The sequence below is a fragment of the Xanthomonas sp. NCPPB 1754 genome (genome assembly GCF_041475725.2).
Lineage (GTDB): Bacteria > Pseudomonadota > Gammaproteobacteria > Xanthomonadales > Xanthomonadaceae > Xanthomonas > Xanthomonas euvesicatoria.
On record NZ_CM192982.1, the window covers coordinates 583,903 to 602,822 of the forward strand.

Genomic DNA, 18,920 nt, shown 5'->3' on the forward strand with positions numbered 1-18,920 from the left:
GGCGGCTAGGTCTTGCTGGCCGCCAGACGCGGCGTGTTCTCCGCCGGCGCCGTTGTCACCGCCAGCGCTGCAGCGCGGAGCTTGGGCAGCAGGCGCAGCGTCAATGCCAGTTGGTCGCGCACCAGGCGTTGCTTGGGCGGTAGTTGCACCGGATGGTGTTCCAGCGCTTCGGCGGTGGCCAGTTCTTCGCTTTCGTCGTGCGCCGGCAGCGGTTGGCGTTGGCCAAGGGCGCTGGCGATCTCGCTCAGTGCGCGCTGCAGATATTCGCCGGCTTGCGCGATGGTGGCGTCGTGTTCGCCCTCCAGTGCGGCGCGGTGCGCGCCCAGTGCCGACAGATAGCCGAGCAAGGTGTTGGACAGCGCCAGGAAGCGAAAGCCCGCATCTAGATTGCGCCGATAGCGGCCGGGTTCGCGCAGCATGTTGGATAAGGCCACCGACAACGCAGCATCGGCGTTGTGCATGTCGCGGCGCGCAATGCGGTAGGGCAGGTCGTCGCGCTTGCCGCTGGCGTACTGCTCCAGCACCTGGGCCAGATAACGCGCGCAGCTGGCCAGCACCGTGGCCATCACCTGGTTCAGCCGGCGGCCCTGCCAGTCCGGCAGGATCAGGAACGAGGCGGCCGCGGCAATCGCGCAACCGATCAGGGTGTCGATCAGGCGCGGCCAGATCAGCACGAAGCCATCGCCCAGCAGGTTGAAGCAGAACAGCGCCATCACCGTGATGCCGGCGGTGGCCAGCATGTAGCGATCGGTGCGGGTGATGAAGAACACCAGCGCGCCGGCCAGCGCCAGCAGCAGCTGCACTTCGGTGGTGGGGAACAGCTGCATCAGCGCCCAGGTGGCGACCAGGCCGATCAAGGTGCCGGCAATGCGCTGCACCAGCCGCAGGCGCGTGGCGCCGTAGTTGGGCCGGCACACGAATGCGGTGGTGAGCAGGATCCAGTACCCGTTGTCGGCGTGGATGGATTGCATGATGGCGTAGCCCACCAGCAGCGCGATGGCCATGCGCAGGCCATGGCGGAACAGCACCGAGCCGGGCGTGAGTTGTTGCGCCAGCCGCGCGCCCATTTCGCGCAAGGTGTGCGGCGAGGAATCGCGTAGCCGGGTGTCGAGGTTGTCGCTGGTGGAATCGGATTGCGCCGCTTCCGACAACCTGCGTTCGATGCTCTGCAGATTGGTCACCAGCAGCTCCAGCGCGCCAAGCAGGCGGGCCAGTGCGGGGTCGGCGCGCGCGTGCAGATAATCCAGCGATTGGCGCAGGTCTTCGGTGGCAAGGCGGCTGCTGTCGCCGTAATCGAACGGTTGGCGCAGGCGAATCGCCTCGCCCAACGCCGCGCACGCCTTGCCTTGCAGGGCGAGCAGGCGCTGGCAGCGATACAGCACGTCGCTGTGGAAGAACGCGTCGGTGAGCGCCTCGTAGGGATAGTGCGAGGAGCTGGCGCGCTCGTGGAAGTCCTGCGCCATGTAATACAGCCGGAAATACAGGCCCGACTGCACGCCCGGCCGCCCCGAGCGGCCGAAGCGGCTCATGATGGCGGTCTTGGCCGCATTGAGCGCGCCGACCACCTTGGCGTTCTGTTCGGCCAAGGCCAGCCGGCGTGCATGCAGGTCGCTCTGGCGCACCGGTTCGAACAGATCGGCCTTGAGCTTGAGGTAGCGGCCCAATTCGAAAAACAGCCGCGACAGCCGCTCGCGCACCGGGCGATTGGCGAACAGGATGGTCCACAGGATCGACAGCACGCCGTACCAGGTGGCGCCGATCAGCAGCAGCGCCGCGCCGTGCCAGGCGACCAGCGGATCGCGGCTGCCATGCTGGTCCATGCCGATCATGGCGTAAATCGACAAGGCCACCGTGGCCTGCGCGATCGAGGCATAGCGCTCGCCCAGCGCGCCGAGCAGGGTCAGCGAGAACGTAGCCAACGCCATGCCCAGCACGAACGGCAGCGGATACGGAAACAGCACCACCACTGCGGCGGCGGCGGCGGCGAAACACAGCAGCGAGAGCAGCACCGATTTGATGCGGCCCAGCCAGTTGTCGTCGGTTTCGGCAATGGCGCTGGCGATCGCGCCCAGAAACAGCGCCGGCACCGCAGTGAGCTGTTGCCAGTGCCAGCACACGCCCATCGCCACCGCCAGCGCGATGAACACACGCAGGCCATAGCTGGCCTTTTCATGGGCCCACAAGCGGCTTAAGCGGGTTTCGAAGGAGGGAGTGGCCACAGTCTCTACAAGGCAGGGAGCCCGGGCATTATTGCCGCAGCCACGCGCCGCCGGTGTGGATGGCGGCTAGTTCTTTGTCAGTAGCCGCACGGTGCCAGGCGCCGCAGGTGGCCCGCGCCGGTATCGGCAGGATGCCTGGTGGTGCGCAGGAACCTGCAACCACCGCGTGGCGACAGCGCGCAACGCGGTGGTTGCAGGCGCGAGGCGCTTAGCCCTGCGCCGCCTGCTCGCGGGCGATGGCCCGCCAGCCGATGTCGCTGCGCTGGAAGGCGTTGGGCCAGTGGATCGGCTCGAGGCCAGCATAGGCGTTGCGCTGGGCGTCCTGCACGCTGTCGCCGAGCGCCGCAACGCACAGCACGCGGCCACCGGCGCTGATGACCTCGCCGGCAGCATTCAGCGCAGTGCCGGCGTGGAAAACCTTGGCGCTGGCCGGCACCGCGTCCAGCCCGGTGATGACCTCACCGGTGACCGGGGTGTCCGGGTAAGGCTTGGCGGCGATGACCACGCCCAGCGACGGGCGCGGGTCCCACTGCGCGTGCGCGCCATCGAGCCTGCCGTCGATGGCCGCGTCGAGCAGATCGACCAGATCCGACTGCAGGCGCAGCATCACCGGCTGGGTTTCCGGGTCGCCGAAACGCACGTTGAATTCGATCACCTTCGGCGCGCCGTGCGCGTCGATCATCAGCCCGGCATACAGAAAGCCGGTGAACGGCACGCCATCGGCGATCATGCCCTGCACGGTCGGCTCGACCACCTCGCGCATGACCCGCGCATGCACCTGGGGCGTGACCACCGGCGCCGGCGAGTAGGCGCCCATGCCGCCGGTATTGGGGCCGGTGTCGCCGTCGCCGACGCGCTTGTGGTCCTGGCTGGTGGCCATCGGCAAGGCGTGTTTGCCATCGACCATGGAGATGAAGCTGGCCTCTTCGCCGTCGAGGAATTCTTCGATGACCACGCGTGCGCCGGCATCGCCGAACGCATTGCCCGAGAGCATGTCGCGCACCGCGTCTTCGGCCTCGGCCAGGGTCATCGCCACGATCACGCCCTTGCCGGCAGCCAGGCCATCGGCCTTGACCACGATCGGCGCGCCTTTCTCGCGCACATACGCCAGCGCGGCGTCGACTTCGGTGTGCACGGCGTAATACGCGGTGGGAATGCCGTGGCGGGCGAGGAAATCCTTGGCGAAGGCCTTGCTGCCTTCCAGCTGCGCGGCCTTGGCGGTGGGGCCGAAGATGCGCAGGCCGGCGGCATGGAAGCGGTCGACCACGCCCAGCACCAGCGGCACTTCCGGGCCGACCACGGTCAGCGCGACGGCTTCGCGCTGCGCCAGCGCGAGCAGGCCGTCCAGATCATTGACCTTGATCGCGACATTGCGGCATTTGGCTTCGGTGGCGGTGCCGGCATTGCCCGGTGCCACCAGCACCTCGCGCACGCGCGCGGACTGCGCGATCTTCCAGGCCAGGGCATGTTCACGGCCGCCGGAGCCGATGACGAGGATTTTCAAGGCAGTTGCTCGCTAGTACGGGGGAAGGGGCGCTACCTGCAGCCTTCGCGCTGCAGTGCATTGGGAAACGGGTAGGTCCAGGTCTTGGTGTCGAGCGCGAACACGTGGGTCTTGTCCAGGGCCACCCCGCAATCGCTGCCGTGCTCGCGGATGCGCAGCGGCCAGGTGCGCGCCTGCGGCGCGCTGTTGTCCACCTCCAGCGCGAAATCCACGTCGAAGGCCTCGGCAAGGCATTGCGCCTGGGTCTGGTCCGGCTCGCGCGCGTCGTCGTCGCAGGCCAGTGCGCCGCTGTTGTCGATGTGCGCCCGCAGCGAGCCGGCATTGACCAGGCCCTTTGGCCCGGGCACGACCAGATCCTGCGATTCGAGGATCAGGCCCTGGCCCATCCAGAAACTGTGCACGGCAAAGCCGTAGAAATCGCTGCCCAGACGCAGGACGTCCACGCTGCCGGGTTGGCCGGCGCTGCCGTAGCCGTCGGCGAGCCGTTCGGCCACGACCTTGAAACCGTCGCCATCGCCGCGCAGCACGAAGAAATCGATCAGCCCCGGATTGCCGTGGCCGGCATCGCTGAGGCTGTGGCAGACCGCCAGCAGTTGCTGTACCTGGTCGCCCACCACCACCGGCTGTTCGGCGCAGACTGCGCTGTCGGCCTTGAAGCCGTCGGCTTCGCCGCTCCACTGCGCGGCCAGGCCGGCCTTGGCGCCGTAGCGCGTGCGCAAGAACCCATCCAGCCGCTCGGTGCGGCTCAGACGGGGGCCGTCGCTGGGCGCGGCAGGTGCTGCGGCGCCCGGCGCCGCAGCGGGCGCAGGCGCCTGCCTGCACGCGCTCAACAGCGCGGCGGTGGCAAGAAACGCGGCAAAACAACGCAGACGCTGCATCGACCTATCCCTGTGTCGGTGACATCAATGCCGGAAATGGCGCACGCCGGTGAACACCATCGCGATGCCGTGTTCGTCGGCGGCGGCGATCACCTCGCCATCGCGCATCGAACCGCCCGGCTGGATCACCGCCTTGATGCCGGCCGCAGCCGCCGCATCGATGCCGTCGCGGAACGGGAAGAACGCATCGGACGCCATCACCGAGCCGGCCACGGTGAGCTTGGCTTCTTCGGCCTTGAGCGCGGCAATCTTGGCGCTGACCACGCGGCTCATCTGCCCGGCGCCCACGCCAATGGTGCGGCTGTCCTTGGCATAGACGATCGCGTTGGATTTGACGTACTTGGCCACGCGCCAGGCAAACAGCAAATCGCCCAGTTCTGCCTCGTTGGGCGCACGTTGGGTGACCACGCTCAACTCGCCCAGCGACATGCTACGGTTGTCGGCCGACTGCATCAGCAGGCCCGAGCCGATCCGCTTGGTGTCGTAGTTGTTCAAGCCATTGCCGTGCGGAATCTTGAGCACGCGCACGTTGGCCTTCCTGGTGGCGTATTCCAGCGCGCCGGCCTCGTAGTCGGGCGCGATCAGCACTTCGACGAACTGGCGGTCCAGAATGGCCTTTGCCGTCGCTGCGTCCAGGGTCTTGTTGAACGCCAGGATGCCGCCGAACGCGCTGGTGGGGTCGGTGGCGTAGGCCAGTTCATAGGCATCGCCGCAGCCCGCGCCCACCGCCACGCCGCAGGGGTTGGCGTGCTTGACGATCACGCAGGCCGGCGCGTCGAACTGGCGCACGCATTCCCACGCTGCATCGGCATCGGCCAGGTTGTTGTAGCTCAGTTCCTTGCCCTGCAACTGCTGGAAGGTGGCCAACGTGCCCGGCACCGGATACAGGTCGCGGTAGAACGCGCCGGACTGGTGCGGGTTCTCACCGTAACGCAGGTCCATCACCTTGACGAAGTTGGAATTGATCTGCGCCGGGAACGGGCTGCGCGTGGGCACCGCCTCGCTGCTGTCGGCCACTGCCGAGAGATAGTTACTGATCGCCGCGTCGTACTGGGCCACGCGATTGAACGCAGCCACCGACAGCGCAAAGCGCTTGGCCGCCGACAGCTGCCCGTCGTTGGCTTCCAGCTCCGCCAGCAGGTCGGCGTACTGCGCCGGGTCGGTGGCCACGGCCACGCGCGCGAAATTCTTGGCCGCACTGCGCAACATCGCCGGGCCGCCGATGTCGATGTTTTCCACCGCATCGGCCAGGGTGCAATCGGCTTTCACCGTGACCGACTCGAATGGATACAGGTTCAATACCAGCAGGTCGATCGGCACGATGCCGTGCTCGGCCATCACCGCTTCGTCGACACCGGCGCGCCCGAGCAGGCCGCCATGCACCAGCGGGTGCAGGGTCTTGACGCGGCCATCCATCATTTCCGGGAAACCGGTCAGCTCGGCAACGTCCTTCACCGGCAGGCCGGCCTCGCGGATCGCCTTGGCGGTGCCGCCGGTGGACAGCAGCTCGACGTTGCGCGCCACCAGCGCGCGGGCCAGGTCGATCAGGCCGGTCTTGTCGGAAACGGAGAGCAGGGCCCGGCGCACGGGCAGGAAATCAGAGGCCATCGGTGGGGGATGTCGTTGCGGAGCAGCCGATATTGTAGGCTGCGCCAGCGCTCGAATGGACTCAACACCCCGTATGGCCTCGATCTATGCATTGAAGGGACGCTTCCAGGCGCTGCTGCGGCCGATGGTGGGCGCGCTGTATCGCGGTGGCATCACCGCCAATCAGGTCACGCTGGGCGCAGCGGCGGTGTCGCTGATGGTGGCGGCGGTGGTGTTGCGCGGCGGCCCCAGCTGGCCGCTGCTGTATCTGCTGCTGCCGGTGTGGATGCTGCTGCGCATGGCGCTCAATGCGGTGGACGGCATGCTGGCGCGCGAATTCGGCCAGCAGTCGCGGCTGGGCGCCTACCTCAACGAGCTGTGCGATGTGGTGGCCGATGCGGCCTTGTACTTGAGTCTGCTTGGCGTGCCCGGTGTGAGTGCGCCCTGGCTGTGGATCTTCGCGCTGCTGGCCGCGCTGACCGAGTACGCCGGCGTGCTCGGCCTGATGGTCGGCGCCAGCCGCCGCTACGACGGGCCGATGGGCAAGAGCGACCGCGCCTTCGTCATCGGCGTGCTGGGCGTGGGCCTGGCTTGTGGCTGGCTGGGTGCGCGCGGCGTCACCTGGGTCGCCATTGCCGTGAGCCTGGCCTGCGCGGTCACGGTGTGGCGGCGGGTGCGCGCCGGCCTGGCGCAGGCGCCCGCAGGCACCTAGCGATCCATTCCCGCAGCAACGCCGCTGGCCGCTGCGCTGTGGTGATCTCTGCGATTCAACCTTTCGACTTTTCAGGATGCTTCGATGCGCACAGTGCTAGAGCGCGAGTTCGTCAGTTTCGATGGTGTGCCGCTGTTCTACCGGCACTGGCCGTTGCACGATGCCGCTGCCACCGGCACGCCGAAGGCGGTGGTGCTGCTGCATCGCGGCCATGAGCACTCTGGCCGTGTGATGCATCTGGCCGAAGAACTCGACATGCCCGACGCCCAGTTCTTCGCCTGGGACGCACGCGGCAACGGCCGCTCGCCGGGCGTGCGTGGCGATGCGCCGGGCTTCGAAGCGCTGGTGCGCGATCTGGACAGCTTCATCGCGCATCTTCGCGCCACCCACGGCATTGCGGTGCAGGACATCGTGGTGATTGCGCAGAGTGTGGGCGCGGTGGTGGCCGCCACCTGGGTGCACGATTACGCCCCGCCGCTGCGCGCGCTGGTGCTGGCATCGCCGGCGTTCAAGGTGAAGTTGTATGTGCCGTTTGCACGCCCCGGGTTGGCGTTGCTGCATGCGCTGCGCGGCAACTTTTTCGTCAACAGCTACGTCAAGCCGCAATGGCTGACGCATGATCCGGCGCGCGTGGAAAGCTATCGCACCGATCCGTTGATCACCCGTCCGATTTCGGTGCGCGTATTGCTCGGTCTGTATGCGGCAGCCGATCGCGTGGTGGACGATGCACAGGCCATTACCGTGCCGACCCAGTTGCTGGTCTCCGGTGAGGATTTTGTGGTGCATCGCGGCCCGCAGGACCGCTTCTACGAAAACCTGCGCTCGCCGATCAAGCAGCGCCACTGGTTGCCGGGGTTCTTCCACGACACTTTGGGCGAGCGCGATCGCGCGATGGCCATCGCGCACATTCGCCAGTTCGTCCAGGCGCGTTTTGCGCAACCGCCGGTGCGCGCCGCGCTGGGCGATGCACACCGTGCCGGGCCCAGTTTCGAAGAGGCCGAACGGCTGGCCTGGCCGCCGCAGCGCAATAGCCTGCAGGACCTGCGCTGGCGTGGCGTGCGTGCCGGCCTGCGCCTGGGTGGCAGGCTCTCCGAGGGCATCGCGCTTGGTCTGCAGACCGGTTTCGATTCCGGCAGCACATTGGATTACATCTACCGCAATCAGGCGCGTGGTCGCGGGCCGTTGGGGCGCATGATCGACCGCACGTATCTCAACGCGATCGGCTGGCGTGGCATCCGCATCCGCGGCAGCCATCTGGGCGAATTGCTGCGCGATGCGGCGGCGCGCTTGCGTGGCGCCGGCAAGCCGGTGCGCGTGCTGGATGTCGCTGCCGGGCACGGCCGCTATGTGCTCCAAGCGCTGGGCAGCGGCGCACAGCGTGCCGATGCGATCGTGCTGCGCGACTTCAGCCCGCTCAACGTGACCCAGGGCACGGCGCTGATCCAGACGTTGGGCGCAGGCGATATCGCCCGCTTCGAACAAGGCGATGCGTTCGACCCGGCAGCGCTGGCCACAGTGCAACCGGCACCGACGCTGGCGGTGGTGTCGGGCCTGTACGAGCTGTTTGCCGACAACGACCAGGTCGCGCGTTCGCTGGCCGGCCTGGCCGCGGCGGTGCAGCCGGGCGGTTATCTGCTTTACACCGGCCAGCCCTGGCATCCGCAACTGGAATTCATTGCGCGCGCGCTGACCAGTCACCGCGATGGCGTGGCCTGGGTGATGCGCCGGCGGAGCCAGCAGGAGATGGATGGCCTGGTGGAAGCGGCGGGCTTTCGCAAGGTGGCGCAACGCATCGATGCGTTCGGCATCTTCACCGTCTCGATGGCGCAGCGAATCGACGCATGAGCCACGTTGCCCGCCCATCCGGCCGTGCCGCGCTGTGGCTGGCGTTGCTGGGACCGTTTTTCTTCCTCAGCTACGGCCTGGCCAACACGCTGGCCGGGCGGGCGACGCATGTGCCATCGGTGGTGTTTGGCTGGGAACACGGCATGCCGTTCTGGCCGTGGACCATCGTGCCGTACTGGTCGATCGATGTGTTCTACGCGGTCTCGTTCTTTGTCTGCCGCAACCGCCGCGAGCTGGACACGCATGCACTGCGCTTGCTCAGCGCCCAGCTGATCTGCGTGGCGTGTTTCGTGTTGTGGCCGCTGCGCTACAGCTTCGTACGGCCGCAGACCGAGGGCGTGTTCGGCTGGTTGTTCGCGGTGCTGCTGGGCTTCGACAAACCCTTCAATCAGGCGCCGTCGCTGCACATCGTGCTGCTGGTGGTGCTGTGGGTGCGCTATGGGCAGCATCTTTGCGGGGTGTGGCGCTGGTTGCTGCATGCCTGGTTCGCATTGATCGGTGTGTCGGTGCTGACCACGTATCAGCATCACTTTCTCGATATTCCTACCGGACTCGCGGTGGGCTGGCTCTGCGTGTGGCTATGGCCGGAGCGGGTCGCCGCACCATTTGCGCAGGCACGGTTTGCACGCGACCTGCGCCGTTGGCGCCTGGCCGCGATGTATCTGGCCGGCGCGCTGGTCAGCGCTGCGCTGGCGCTGTGGAGCGGCGGTGCAGCACTGTGGTTGCTGTGGATCACCCTGGCCTTGCTGCTGGTTGCCTTGAATTACGCGCTGCTCGGGCCGGGCGGATTCCAGAAGCGCAGCGATGGGCGCCTGAGTCTTGCAGCCCATTGGTTGTATGCGCCGTATCTGTTGGCGGCATGGTGCAACTCCCGGCTCTGGACACGGCGTGCGCCGTTGCCGCGCGCGGTGTGCGATGGCGTGTGGCTGGGGCGGATTCCGTTGCCCGGCCAGCGCGACAAGCGTGCCGCCGTGGTGGACGTGTCTGCAGAGCTCTCGTTGTACGCCGCGCAGGCGCAGGACCGTGTGGTGCCGATGCTCGATCTGGTCGCGCCGTCGCCGGCGCAGCTGCGCGAGGCCGCGCAGGCGATCGCGCAGGCGCAGGCGATCGGGCCGGTGCTGGTGTGTTGTGCATTGGGCTATTCGCGCAGTGCTGCCAGTGTGGCCACCTGGCTGGTGCGCAGCGGTCGCGCCCAGGACGTGGATGCGGCCATCGCACAGTTACGCGCCGTGCGGCCGTCGATCGTGCTCGGGCATGCGCATCGCGCGGCGATCCTGACGGCATGCGACGGTCATGACGGTGGCGACGACATCCCCGAACGGAGAGCGCAATGAATATCGCCCCGCTGACCTTGGCGGCCATGCGCGCAGTGCTGCGGCAAGGTGCAGCATTGGACCGCCTCTCACTCCTGCTGCTGGCAGCGGCCATCGGCTTGCTTGGTGTTGCGCAGGCGCCGCCGTTGATGCAGTTGAGCTATGCCATCAGCATGCTTGCGGGCGTGCTGCAGCGCTATTGGGCGTTTCGCGTGGGCCTGGATGCCGACCTGCTGGCAGCCTCCATCGCGCATCTCGAACGCTGCGGTGGCACCGGGCAAGACGCCGCGCACCAGCTCGATGCGGCGATGCATGCGATTGGCCTGATACCAAAGCTTTCGCCCACCCGCGACTGGGCATCGCGCTGGACCGGCATGCGCCGCCTGCTGCGTTGGCAGCTGGCAAGCGTGGTGGTGCAACTGCTGTTGGTGGCTGCCGCGCTCGCTCTCAGGATATTCGGATGAGCAACCAACCCGATTTTGCTCGGCGCGAACCGCGCCATGCCACGCCAGCGCAGCGGGCGCTGTGGCAACGGCTGCAGGGCTATCGTTTTGGCCAGGACGAAGCAGCGTTTGCCGCCTTCGTTCGGCGCGTGGCCAAGCAGGCACAGTGCAGCACCGAACAAGCGCAGGCGTTGGTGGAGGAGTACCGCCGGTTCTGTTTTCTTGCCTGCACCGACACCGTCGACGTCACCCCCAGCCCGTTGGTCGACCAGGTCTGGCACACGCATCTGACCGACACCCGCGAGTACTGGCAGCAGTTCTGCCCGCACGTGCTGCAGACCACGCTGCATCATCAACCCGGACGCGGCGATGCCGGCGAAGAGGCGCGTTTCCAGGCGCAGTACCGCCAGACGCTGGAGCGTTACCGCACGCAGTTCGGCGAGCCGCCGGCGCAATGGTGGCCTGTGGCGCGACCGCCGCAATCGACGCTGGATCCGCTGCACGGCCACACTGCCGAACAGACCTTGCAAGCCTTGCGTGGAGCGCCGCGGTCAGCTGGGCCGCAGCGCGGTGTGCCACATGCCGTGGTTGTGTGGGCAATCATCGCGGTGGCAGTGGGCATGGTCTGTCACTCAGCCAATGGCGGGGCGCTGTCGCCGCTGCACTGGCGCGGTGTCTATTTCCTGCCGCTGTTCATCGCGCTGATCGGTCTGGCCTGGTCGATGGCGGCATGGTTGCGACGGGTGCTGCGACGCGGTCGCACCGCAGCAGCAGTGGATGCCAGCGAGCTTGCATATCTGGGCGGCGGTGCCGATCGCGTGGCCGACCTGTGGTTCACCGAATTGCTGGTGCGCAATGCGGTGTATCTGGAGCGCGACGCAACCGAACCGGCACGTCGCTGGGTACGTTGCCACCGGCAGATTGCAGTCCCGCCTGCGCTGGAGCCGGCACTGGAAGCGGTGCGCACCACCGAAGACCCGGTGTGGGCCTTACGCGCGTTGCGCGCGCTGGCCGCACCGCTGGAGCAGCGCTTGATCGACAAAGGCCTGTGGCTGAGCCAGGCGCAGGCACGCGCGGTGCGCCTGGCATGTACCGTGCCGGTGGCGCTGGTATGGGGGCTTGGCCTGTGCAAGCTGGTCATCGGCGTGCAGGGCAACCATCCGGTGGGCTACCTGCTGTGTCTGATGGTGCTGACCACATTGCTGGTGCTGGGCTTTGCGCTGGTGCCCGTGCGGCGCACGCTCGGCGGCGAGGCCCGCCTTGCGACACTGCGTCAGACGCGGCGACGCGATGCGGCGCGCAACGGCGGTGATCCAGGCGAGGCGGTGGCGCTGTACGGCACTGCGGCACTGATCGGAACCGCTTGGGCCGACTACCACAGCCTGCGTGCGCCGTATGGTCACGCCGGTGGCAGTGGCAGCAGCTGCGGCGGGGGTGGCGGCGACTGCGGCGGCGATGGTGGTAGCAGCGATGGTGGCGGCGGCTGTGGCGGCTGCGGCGGAGGAGGCGACTGATGCAACACGGACAGCGACAGCGGCAGTTGCTTTGGGCGCGCGTGCTGCGCGGACGTGGCGCCACGCCCAATGGCGTGTCGTGGGTGGGCATCGCATGTGCGGCGTTGGCCGGGCTGATGTTCTACATCGGGTTGAGCGCGCCTGCGCGCGAAGGGGCCATGCCGCTGCTGCTGGCGGTGCTCGGGATGCAGGGGCGGCTGTGGTGCAACCGCATGGATGGCGTGCTGGCGCGCCAGGCGCGCATGGTCGCGCGCGCCGGTGAGGTCTACAACGACGCGCCCGATCGGTTGTCCGATGTGCTGGTCTGCGTGGGCCTGGGCTATGGACTGCAGGCCGGTTTGCCGTGGGCTGCGCAACTGGGGTGGGCGGCGGCGCTGTGCTGCGTGACCACCGCATACGTGCGCATGCTGGGCCTGGCCTGCGGCACGCCAGAGCCGCGGCAGGGGCCGATGAGCCGCGTGCAACGCATGCAGTGGTTGTCGCTGGCAGGCGCGCTGGCCTTGCCGCTGCAATGGATGGGCCAGCCGCGTCTTGCGGCCTGGCTGCTGATCGGAGCACTGGCGGTGTTGATCGCCGGTGCCTTGCTGACGGTGGCAGTACGACTGCGCACGATCGTGCGCACCCTGGAGCAGAAATGATTGCCCGTTTGATCGCGCGCGCTTGCAGCGGCGCCATTCGTACCTTGACCGGCGCGCGTGCGCTATGGCGCGGTTGCGCGCCCTCCAACGAGCGTCGCGTGTATTACGGCAACCATGCAAGCCACGGCGATTTCGTGCTGATCTGGTCATCGCTGCCAGCCAGCCTGCGGCATGAAGTGCGCCCGGTGGCGGCGGCCGACTACTGGCAGCGTACCGCCCTGCGGCGCTACCTGATCCACGCGGTCTTCAACGGCGTGTTGATCGAACGCGACCCGGCGCAGCGCACGCGCGACCCGATCCAATGCCTGTGCGATGCGGTGGACGCCGGCGATTCGTTGATCCTGTTTCCCGAAGGCACGCGCAACCCGGACGACGGCGTGCTGCCGTTCAAGAGCGGGCTGTATCACCTGGCACGGCAACGCCCGGAACTGGAGTTCGTGCCGGTGTGGATCGATAACCTCAAGCGCGTGATGCCCAAGGGCAAGTGGTTGCCGTTGCCGCTGCTGTGCACCACCACCTTTGGTGCGCCATTACGCCTGGATGCGGACGAAACCAAGGATGCGTTTCTGGCGCGTGCACGTGCGGCGTTGCTGGCGTTGTCGCCCGATCAGTTGGAGGCGCGCGCATGAGCCTATATGTGTACAGCGGGCAGCTGCAGCAGTCTTCGATGCATCAGCAGACGCTGTGGCTGTTCAGCGGTATCGCGCTGGTGCTGGTCATCGCCACGCTGATTTCCGAAACCCTGCGTTGGCGCGCACGCGAACGCCCCAGCGCAGTGCTGGACAACCTAGTCGCCCGTATCCGTGCGTGGTGGGTGATGGCTGCGGTGGTCGGCCTTGCGTTCGTGTTTGGCCGCGCCGGCGTCATCGGCTTGTTCGCGCTGGTGTCGTTGTTTGCGCTGCGCGAGTTCATCACCTTGACCCCGACCCGGCGCGGCGATTACTACGCGTTGTTGGCCGCGTTCTACATCGTGCTGCCGTGGCAATACGGCCTGGTGTGGACCGGCTGGTACGGCATGTACACCTTGCTGATTCCGGTCTACGCGTTCTTGGTGTTGCCCATCCTGGCCACCATCGGCGGCGACACCACGCGCTATCTGGAACGCACCGCCAAAGTGCAGTGGGGTCTGATGATCTGCGTGTTCTGCATTTCGCATGTGCCGGCGCTGTTGAACCTGGACATTCCCGGCTATGCCGGGCGCAATCTGCTGTTGATCGCCTTCCTGGTGATCGTGGTGCAGTCTTCGGATGTGCTGCAGTACGTGTGGGGCAAACTGGCCGGCCGCCATTTGATCGCGCCGAAATTGTCGCCGTCCAAAACGGTGGAAGGATTCATCGGCGGCGTGTTGTCGGCCAGCCTGCTCGGGATGGCGCTGTGGTGGATCACCCCGTTCGCGCCGTGGCATGCCTTCGGCCTGGCGTTGGTGGCCAACCTGATGGGATTTTTCGGCGGGCTGGTGATGTCGGCGATCAAGCGCGATCGCGGCATCAAGGACTGGGGCCATATGATCGAAGGCCACGGCGGCGTGCTCGACCGCCTGGATTCGGTGTGCTTCGCCGCGCCGGTGTTCTTCCACCTGATCCGCTATGGATGGGCGTGACCGCTTGTCACATCGCTCGTCATGAAATCGCAACACGTGCATCGCGTGCCGTTGGCAATCTGCAGCATCGGATCGGCGCAGCGCGCGTCGGTCGGCCGCCGCATCTGGCCAACCGGAAAGCTGACCCGCACGAAACCACGCTGTGACCGGTAACCCGTGCGCGCACCGTCTGGCAGAAGCACGCTTTTACGATTCCCGATTCCCGATTCCCGATTCCCGATTCCCGATTCCCGGGCCTACGTCAGCCCGTACTCTTTGAGCTTCTTGCGCAAGGTTGCCCGGTGAATGCCCAGCATCGCCGCGGCGCGGCTCTGGTTGCCTTCGCAGTGGTTGAGCACTTCGACGAACAACGGGATCTCCATCTCGCGCAGCACGATTTCGTAAACATCGTCCGCGTCGCTGCCGTCCAGGTCGCGCAGATAACGGCGAACGGACTGGGCCACGTGTTCGCGCAGGGGCGACTTCGGGGCGCCACGACTGGTGTCAGGACGAGAGGGGGCTGCGTTCAAAGGAGGTTCCCAGTGTCACGAAGCCGGGACGCGTGGCCGGCGAGGGGGAGTGAGTCTAGCGCGTGACCTCATCGCTCGCCACGCCCATGTGGCGGTCGCGCCCGTTCACCGGAAGTCGAAACTGAAGGCGGCGGTGCTCGCGGCCGGTTCGCGTACCCGGAACGCGACCTGCACCGCCTGACCCGGCGCCAGCGTGTCCTGCGCCGGCGGCGATGGTCCCAGATACTCCTGCGGCGACAGGATGCGGGTACCGATCACCCGGCCGTCGGCATCGGACAGCGACAGCTGCAGCCACGGCCAGGCCTGTGCCCAGCGCGCGTCGTTGCGGAAGCTGGCCTGGATCTGCAGCACCCCGGCCACACCGGGCAGCGGCCGCACCTCGCGGTTGAGCAGGGTCAGCGCCTCCGGCTCGCGCCAGGCCGGCAAGCTGCAGCGCGCCAGCGTGCAGGCCGCGCCGACCAGCGGCCGCAAGCGCGCGTTGGCGGCCAGGTGCGCGCGGTCGGCGATGACGATCTGCAACCCGAGCACGCCGACCAGCCCGACCAGCAGCGCCCACTGGCGCCCGCTGGCGCGTAGCCGCGGGCGGGTGACGCCACGCCGCGCGAAGGCGGGGGCGGCCAAGGCGGGCGCGGGCAGGGGCTGCATTTGCACGGCAGTGGTACGGGGCTGCGCGATGCCGGCATCGGACTGCGCGTGCTCGCCTGCCAATGCGCTGGCTGCGCCGGACTCGGTGGTTGCCGGGTCGGGATGGCTGGAGGAGCGGCCCGGGTGCGACTGGCCGTCGGCTGTGCCCGCCGTCCGCTCGCTGGCGCTGGTGTCGGCCTGCGTTGCGGCTGCCGCCGTTGCCACAGCTGGGGTAGATCCCGCAGACGCTGCTGGCGTTGCGACTGAAGCCTGGCGCGCGGGCGTTTCTGCCAGCGCCTTCGGCGTGCCCGGCGCATTCTGAAATGCCAGATCTGCATCCGCCGAGGCGCGTAGTGCCCGTTGCTGCGCTGAATTCGATGGGCCAGGTGCAGCCCGCGCGGTTGGGTGCCCGAGCTCGTCAGCATCGGTCGCGGCCAGCTCGTCGTCGGCCCGGGTATCGGTGGCGGCCGACGCCGAGCGAGGTGGATCGAGCATCGCATCAGGAACGTCTCCGGCCGCGGGCGCGCTCGCCGAAGCGGACGGCGTCGCGGTGCCGGGCGCGGGCAGTGGCGTCTGGCCGGACACCGGCGCCTGGAGACCATCGTGCCCGGACATGCCCGTTGCGCGCTGCGGCGACGAAGCCACCGCGGCAGCAGGCAATGGCACACGCGGTGCCGGCTGCGCATCCACCTCTGGCGCTGGCGCCGGCGGCAACGCAGAGCCCGGGGCCGATGTGGCCTGCTCGGCCGGCTCCGCAGGTGGAACCACCGGGGTCGGAACCAGCGGCGGAGCAGCCGGCGTCGCACGCAGGAACGTGGCCAGGGGGCGGCGCGGTGGCGGAGTCTCGGACATCGGCAGGCGTGCAGCGGGAAGACCCCTATTCAACCACGCGCACGTCCAGGGGCGAACCTGTGCCGACGGCGATGCGGTCAAGCCGCCACGCGCATGCCTGCAGGTGTTCGTCTCCGGCCCAGGTGGTCATGGCGGCGTCTGCGTCGATGCCCACGCAACGCACGCAGCGCATGCCTTCTCCGAAAAAGGGCCGCCGCCACGCCCATGCAAGCCGACGAAGACGCCCGGGCGCATCCAGGATCAGGAGGCCACAGCCAGCGGAATATCGCCTTGAAATCTCGTGCCGGTTGCGTCGGCTCGTCGATTCCCGATTCCCGATTCACCGCCTGCGCCGCGTCTTCCCTTCAGCCAGCAACAGATCCAACAGGCCGGCGCGCTGGCGCGGCGTCAGGGTATCGAAGCGCGTCAGCAGCACGCGTTGCTGGTCATCCAGCCGGCGGTACTGCGCCGGTTCTTCGGCGATGGCCGACACCGGCGGGCCGAACACGCGGTCGCCGCGGCCGGTGGCCAGGTATTCGAACGCCATGCCGCTGCGCCTGGCCAGGCCGATCAGGTTTTCCACCGACGGTGCGGTGCCTTCGGCCATCTCCCATTGCGCCACCGCGCTGCGGGTGACACCCAGCTCGCCGGCCAGGGCTTCCTGGGTCAGCTTGGTGAGGCTGCGGGCTTCGCGTACTCGTTCGTACAGCTTGCTCACACGGCACCGTTGGAGGGCAGGCAGGGGCGGGAGATATAGCCCTAGCAGCGCCTGGAGATAGTTCGTATAACTTTCATATCGCCATATGTTTGCGATACTGTCGGTGGATCAATGATCGCTACATCACAGCGAACTCAAGGAGGATGTTCATGGTCGAGCCTGCCGGTCGAAAACCCGACCCCCAGCGGCGCAGCCCGCCCCCGCACGCCGCGCCCGCTGACGCGCCGTGGCCGGCCCATTCGCCGCTGGACCCTGCGGTGAGACGTTTTCGGGGCGCGGCCCGGTACGCGATCTGGCGGCGTGGCCACGAGTGGACGGCCGTGGCCGATGGTCCGCAGTGGTCAGCGGCGCTGGCACCGCGGGTCTGGGCGCTAGGTCAGCGGCACTGGCCGCTGCTGGCGGTGAGTGCGCCGATGCTTGTGGTTGCCGGCGCAGTGGCGCTTGCAGGTGTGCGGGCGTGGTCGCCGGTGGCCTGGACGGCGCTGCTGGTGGCTGAGGTGCTGCTGCGGGTCTGGGTGGCCCGGCAGGCCGGGCCGTGGCGCACGGCGGCGCTGCAACGCGACGGCTGGCAACCGGTGACCCGGTTGCGGGCGATCAGCGTGGCCGATGCAGTGACCACCGCGCAGATTCGCGCCGGCCGGCCACGGCGCTAGCCGGCGTGGACGATCAGCCGGATCAGCCGCGGCGCACGCCGTCGATCCGCATCCAGTCTTCGTCGCGTTCGCAGCGCAACTGTTCGAACCAGGGGGCGTAGCGTTTGAGCAAGTCGTCTTCCTGGCCGTGCAGGATGCCCGACAGCGCGATCCGTCCGCCCGGTGCTACGCGCGCGGCCAGGGTGTCGGCCAGGGCGTCCAGTGCCGAGGCCAGGATGTTGGCCACGACCACCTGGTAGGTCTGCACCGGTTCGTCCTGCGGCCTGTAGACCGTCAGCTGCGCGTCCACACCGTTGCGTTGTGCATTGTCGGCGGTCGCCAGCAGCGCCTGCGGGTCGTTGTCCACGCCGACCGCGCCGGCGGCGCCCAGCTTCAGCGCGGCGACCGCCAGGATGCCCGAGCCGCAACCGAAATCGAGCACGCTGCGGCCCTGCAGCTCGCCGCGGCCGGCCAGGCTGTCCAGCCAGCGCAGGCACAGCGCGGTGGTTTGATGGGTGCCCGAGCCGAACGCCAGGCCCGGGTCCAGCCGCACCACGGCAGCCCCCGGGGTGTCGGCGGCTTCGGGCAGCGCGTGATTCCACGGCACGATGAAGGTGCGTTCGCCAAACTGCATCGGCTTGAACAGGTCCATCCAGGCGCGTTCCCAGTCGCTGTCTTCGACCATGCGAAACGCCACCTGGCTCCAGTCCAGGCCCGGATCGAAGGCTTCCAGCGCTGCCAGCACCACCAGCGCGTCGCTGTCGCCATCGAACAGCGCGGTCATCGTCAGCCGGTCCCACAGCGGCATTTCGCCCACGCCCGGTTCGAGAATGGCGCGCTCGTTGCTGGTATCGGCATCGGCGTCGAGCATGGTCACCGCCAGTGCGCCCACATCGTCCAGGGCGTTCTGGAAACGGGGCAGGGTGACCTCGGAACAGGAAAGCGTCAGTTCAAGAAACGGCATCGTGGCGGTCGGGCAATTCGAAAGCACGCATCCTAGACCATTCGTGCCGGCGTGCCTGCCGCGCTGCAGGCGACGGCGTTCGCAGGCGCCGTCGCTTCGGCGGTGTCTTGCCCATGCGTGCGGTGAAAACTGCCTTGCTGATCAAGATGCGTCCGCCGCCAGGCAGACGGCTGCTGCTGGCGAATGGACGACTGCCCGGTGCGACGCTGCCAAACAGCGCATCTGCGGCTGGATGTGGTGCCCGGCGGATGGCTGTAGGCCGATGCCGCCACGCCTGGGACTGAACCGATGATGCTGCTGCGCAATCGGGCACGGGCTTGGTCGACGGCCGCGTCGAGCAACCAGGAAGAGGCGCTGCGTCTTTGCGAACACGCGCAAACGCGTGCGCA

17 protein-coding genes are annotated in these 18,920 nt (G+C 67.9%); 9 read left to right on the forward strand and 8 right to left on the reverse strand.

Going from position 1 to position 18,920, the window contains the following annotated elements:
• Positions 1-5: 5 nt before the first annotated feature.
• The 4 genes from yccS to purH all read right to left on the reverse strand — a co-directional run bounded on the left by yccS (position 6) and on the right by purH (position 6,209).
• The gene (gene yccS / locus ACCQ15_RS02590) at positions 6-2,219 is read right to left on the reverse strand and encodes a YccS family putative transporter (RefSeq protein WP_122273363.1); all 2,214 of its coding nucleotides are present in this window, start codon (positions 2,217-2,219) and stop codon (positions 6-8) included.
• Between the two features lie 208 nt (positions 2,220-2,427).
• Positions 2,428-3,723: a phosphoribosylamine--glycine ligase gene (purD, locus tag ACCQ15_RS02595; RefSeq protein ID WP_277574501.1), complete on the reverse strand. Its 1,296-nt coding sequence runs from the start codon at positions 3,721-3,723 to the stop codon at positions 2,428-2,430.
• Between the two features lie 32 nt (positions 3,724-3,755).
• Positions 3,756-4,601 carry a hypothetical protein gene (locus ACCQ15_RS02600; RefSeq protein WP_277574500.1) on the reverse strand — a complete coding sequence of 282 codons (846 nt, stop codon included), beginning with the start codon at positions 4,599-4,601 and terminating at the stop codon, positions 3,756-3,758.
• 24 nt (positions 4,602-4,625) lie between these two features.
• Positions 4,626-6,209: a bifunctional phosphoribosylaminoimidazolecarboxamide formyltransferase/IMP cyclohydrolase gene (gene purH, locus ACCQ15_RS02605; protein ID WP_008571212.1), complete on the reverse strand. Its 1,584-nt coding sequence runs from the start codon at positions 6,207-6,209 to the stop codon at positions 4,626-4,628.
• A 73-nt stretch (positions 6,210-6,282) separates the two neighbouring features.
• Here purH and ACCQ15_RS02610 point away from each other — a divergent pair, with 73 nt between their 5' ends.
• The 8 genes from ACCQ15_RS02610 to ACCQ15_RS02645 all read left to right on the forward strand — a co-directional run bounded on the left by ACCQ15_RS02610 (position 6,283) and on the right by ACCQ15_RS02645 (position 14,253).
• The gene (locus ACCQ15_RS02610; RefSeq protein ID WP_008571211.1) at positions 6,283-6,900 is read left to right on the forward strand and encodes a CDP-alcohol phosphatidyltransferase family protein; all 618 of its coding nucleotides are present in this window, start codon (positions 6,283-6,285) and stop codon (positions 6,898-6,900) included.
• An 84-nt stretch (positions 6,901-6,984) separates the two neighbouring features.
• Entirely contained in the window at positions 6,985-8,745 is a 1,761-nt protein-coding gene (locus ACCQ15_RS02615) for a bifunctional alpha/beta hydrolase/class I SAM-dependent methyltransferase (RefSeq protein WP_008571209.1), read from the forward strand.
• Positions 8,742-10,079 (forward strand): phosphatase PAP2/dual specificity phosphatase family protein, encoded by a 1,338-nt coding sequence (locus ACCQ15_RS02620; protein WP_372173270.1) that lies wholly within the window; start codon positions 8,742-8,744, stop codon positions 10,077-10,079. The genes ACCQ15_RS02615 and ACCQ15_RS02620 overlap by 4 nt, the downstream gene beginning before the upstream one ends.
• The gene (locus tag ACCQ15_RS02625; protein WP_008571207.1) at positions 10,076-10,522 is read left to right on the forward strand and encodes a hypothetical protein; all 447 of its coding nucleotides are present in this window, start codon (positions 10,076-10,078) and stop codon (positions 10,520-10,522) included. Before ACCQ15_RS02620 ends, ACCQ15_RS02625 begins: the two co-directional genes overlap by 4 nt.
• Positions 10,519-12,015, forward strand: coding sequence for a TIGR04222 domain-containing membrane protein (locus ACCQ15_RS02630; protein WP_372381176.1), 1,497 nt, complete (start codon positions 10,519-10,521; stop codon positions 12,013-12,015). Before ACCQ15_RS02625 ends, ACCQ15_RS02630 begins: the two co-directional genes overlap by 4 nt.
• Positions 12,015-12,653, forward strand: coding sequence for a CDP-alcohol phosphatidyltransferase family protein (locus ACCQ15_RS02635; protein ID WP_008571205.1), 639 nt, complete (start codon positions 12,015-12,017; stop codon positions 12,651-12,653). The genes ACCQ15_RS02630 and ACCQ15_RS02635 overlap by 1 nt, the downstream gene beginning before the upstream one ends.
• Positions 12,650-13,282: a lysophospholipid acyltransferase family protein gene (locus ACCQ15_RS02640; protein ID WP_008571203.1), complete on the forward strand. Its 633-nt coding sequence runs from the start codon at positions 12,650-12,652 to the stop codon at positions 13,280-13,282. The genes ACCQ15_RS02635 and ACCQ15_RS02640 overlap by 4 nt, the downstream gene beginning before the upstream one ends.
• Positions 13,279-14,253 carry a phosphatidate cytidylyltransferase gene (locus tag ACCQ15_RS02645; protein ID WP_008571202.1) on the forward strand — a complete coding sequence of 325 codons (975 nt, stop codon included), beginning with the start codon at positions 13,279-13,281 and terminating at the stop codon, positions 14,251-14,253. Before ACCQ15_RS02640 ends, ACCQ15_RS02645 begins: the two co-directional genes overlap by 4 nt.
• A 236-nt stretch (positions 14,254-14,489) precedes the next feature.
• Here the strand turns inward: ACCQ15_RS02645 and fis are convergent, their stop codons facing one another.
• From fis to ACCQ15_RS02660, 3 genes are all read right to left on the reverse strand, one after another.
• Positions 14,490-14,762 carry a DNA-binding transcriptional regulator Fis gene (fis, locus tag ACCQ15_RS02650; RefSeq protein WP_002804983.1) on the reverse strand — a complete coding sequence of 91 codons (273 nt, stop codon included), beginning with the start codon at positions 14,760-14,762 and terminating at the stop codon, positions 14,490-14,492.
• 105 nt (positions 14,763-14,867) lie between these two features.
• Positions 14,868-16,238 carry a DUF3426 domain-containing protein gene (locus tag ACCQ15_RS02655; protein ID WP_372381177.1) on the reverse strand — a complete coding sequence of 457 codons (1,371 nt, stop codon included), beginning with the start codon at positions 16,236-16,238 and terminating at the stop codon, positions 14,868-14,870.
• Positions 16,239-16,557: 319 nt separating this feature from the next.
• Positions 16,558-16,935 carry a helix-turn-helix domain-containing protein gene (locus tag ACCQ15_RS02660; protein WP_008571865.1) on the reverse strand — a complete coding sequence of 126 codons (378 nt, stop codon included), beginning with the start codon at positions 16,933-16,935 and terminating at the stop codon, positions 16,558-16,560.
• A gap of 143 nt (positions 16,936-17,078) precedes the next feature.
• On the opposite strand from ACCQ15_RS02660, the gene ACCQ15_RS02665 reads away from it, so the two are divergent.
• Positions 17,079-17,588: a hypothetical protein gene (locus ACCQ15_RS02665; RefSeq protein WP_277574495.1), complete on the forward strand. Its 510-nt coding sequence runs from the start codon at positions 17,079-17,081 to the stop codon at positions 17,586-17,588.
• Positions 17,589-17,610: 22 nt separating this feature from the next.
• Here the strand turns inward: ACCQ15_RS02665 and prmA are convergent, their stop codons facing one another.
• The gene (gene prmA, locus ACCQ15_RS02670) at positions 17,611-18,531 is read right to left on the reverse strand and encodes a 50S ribosomal protein L11 methyltransferase (protein WP_218195942.1); all 921 of its coding nucleotides are present in this window, start codon (positions 18,529-18,531) and stop codon (positions 17,611-17,613) included.
• Positions 18,532-18,920 lie beyond the last annotated feature (389 nt).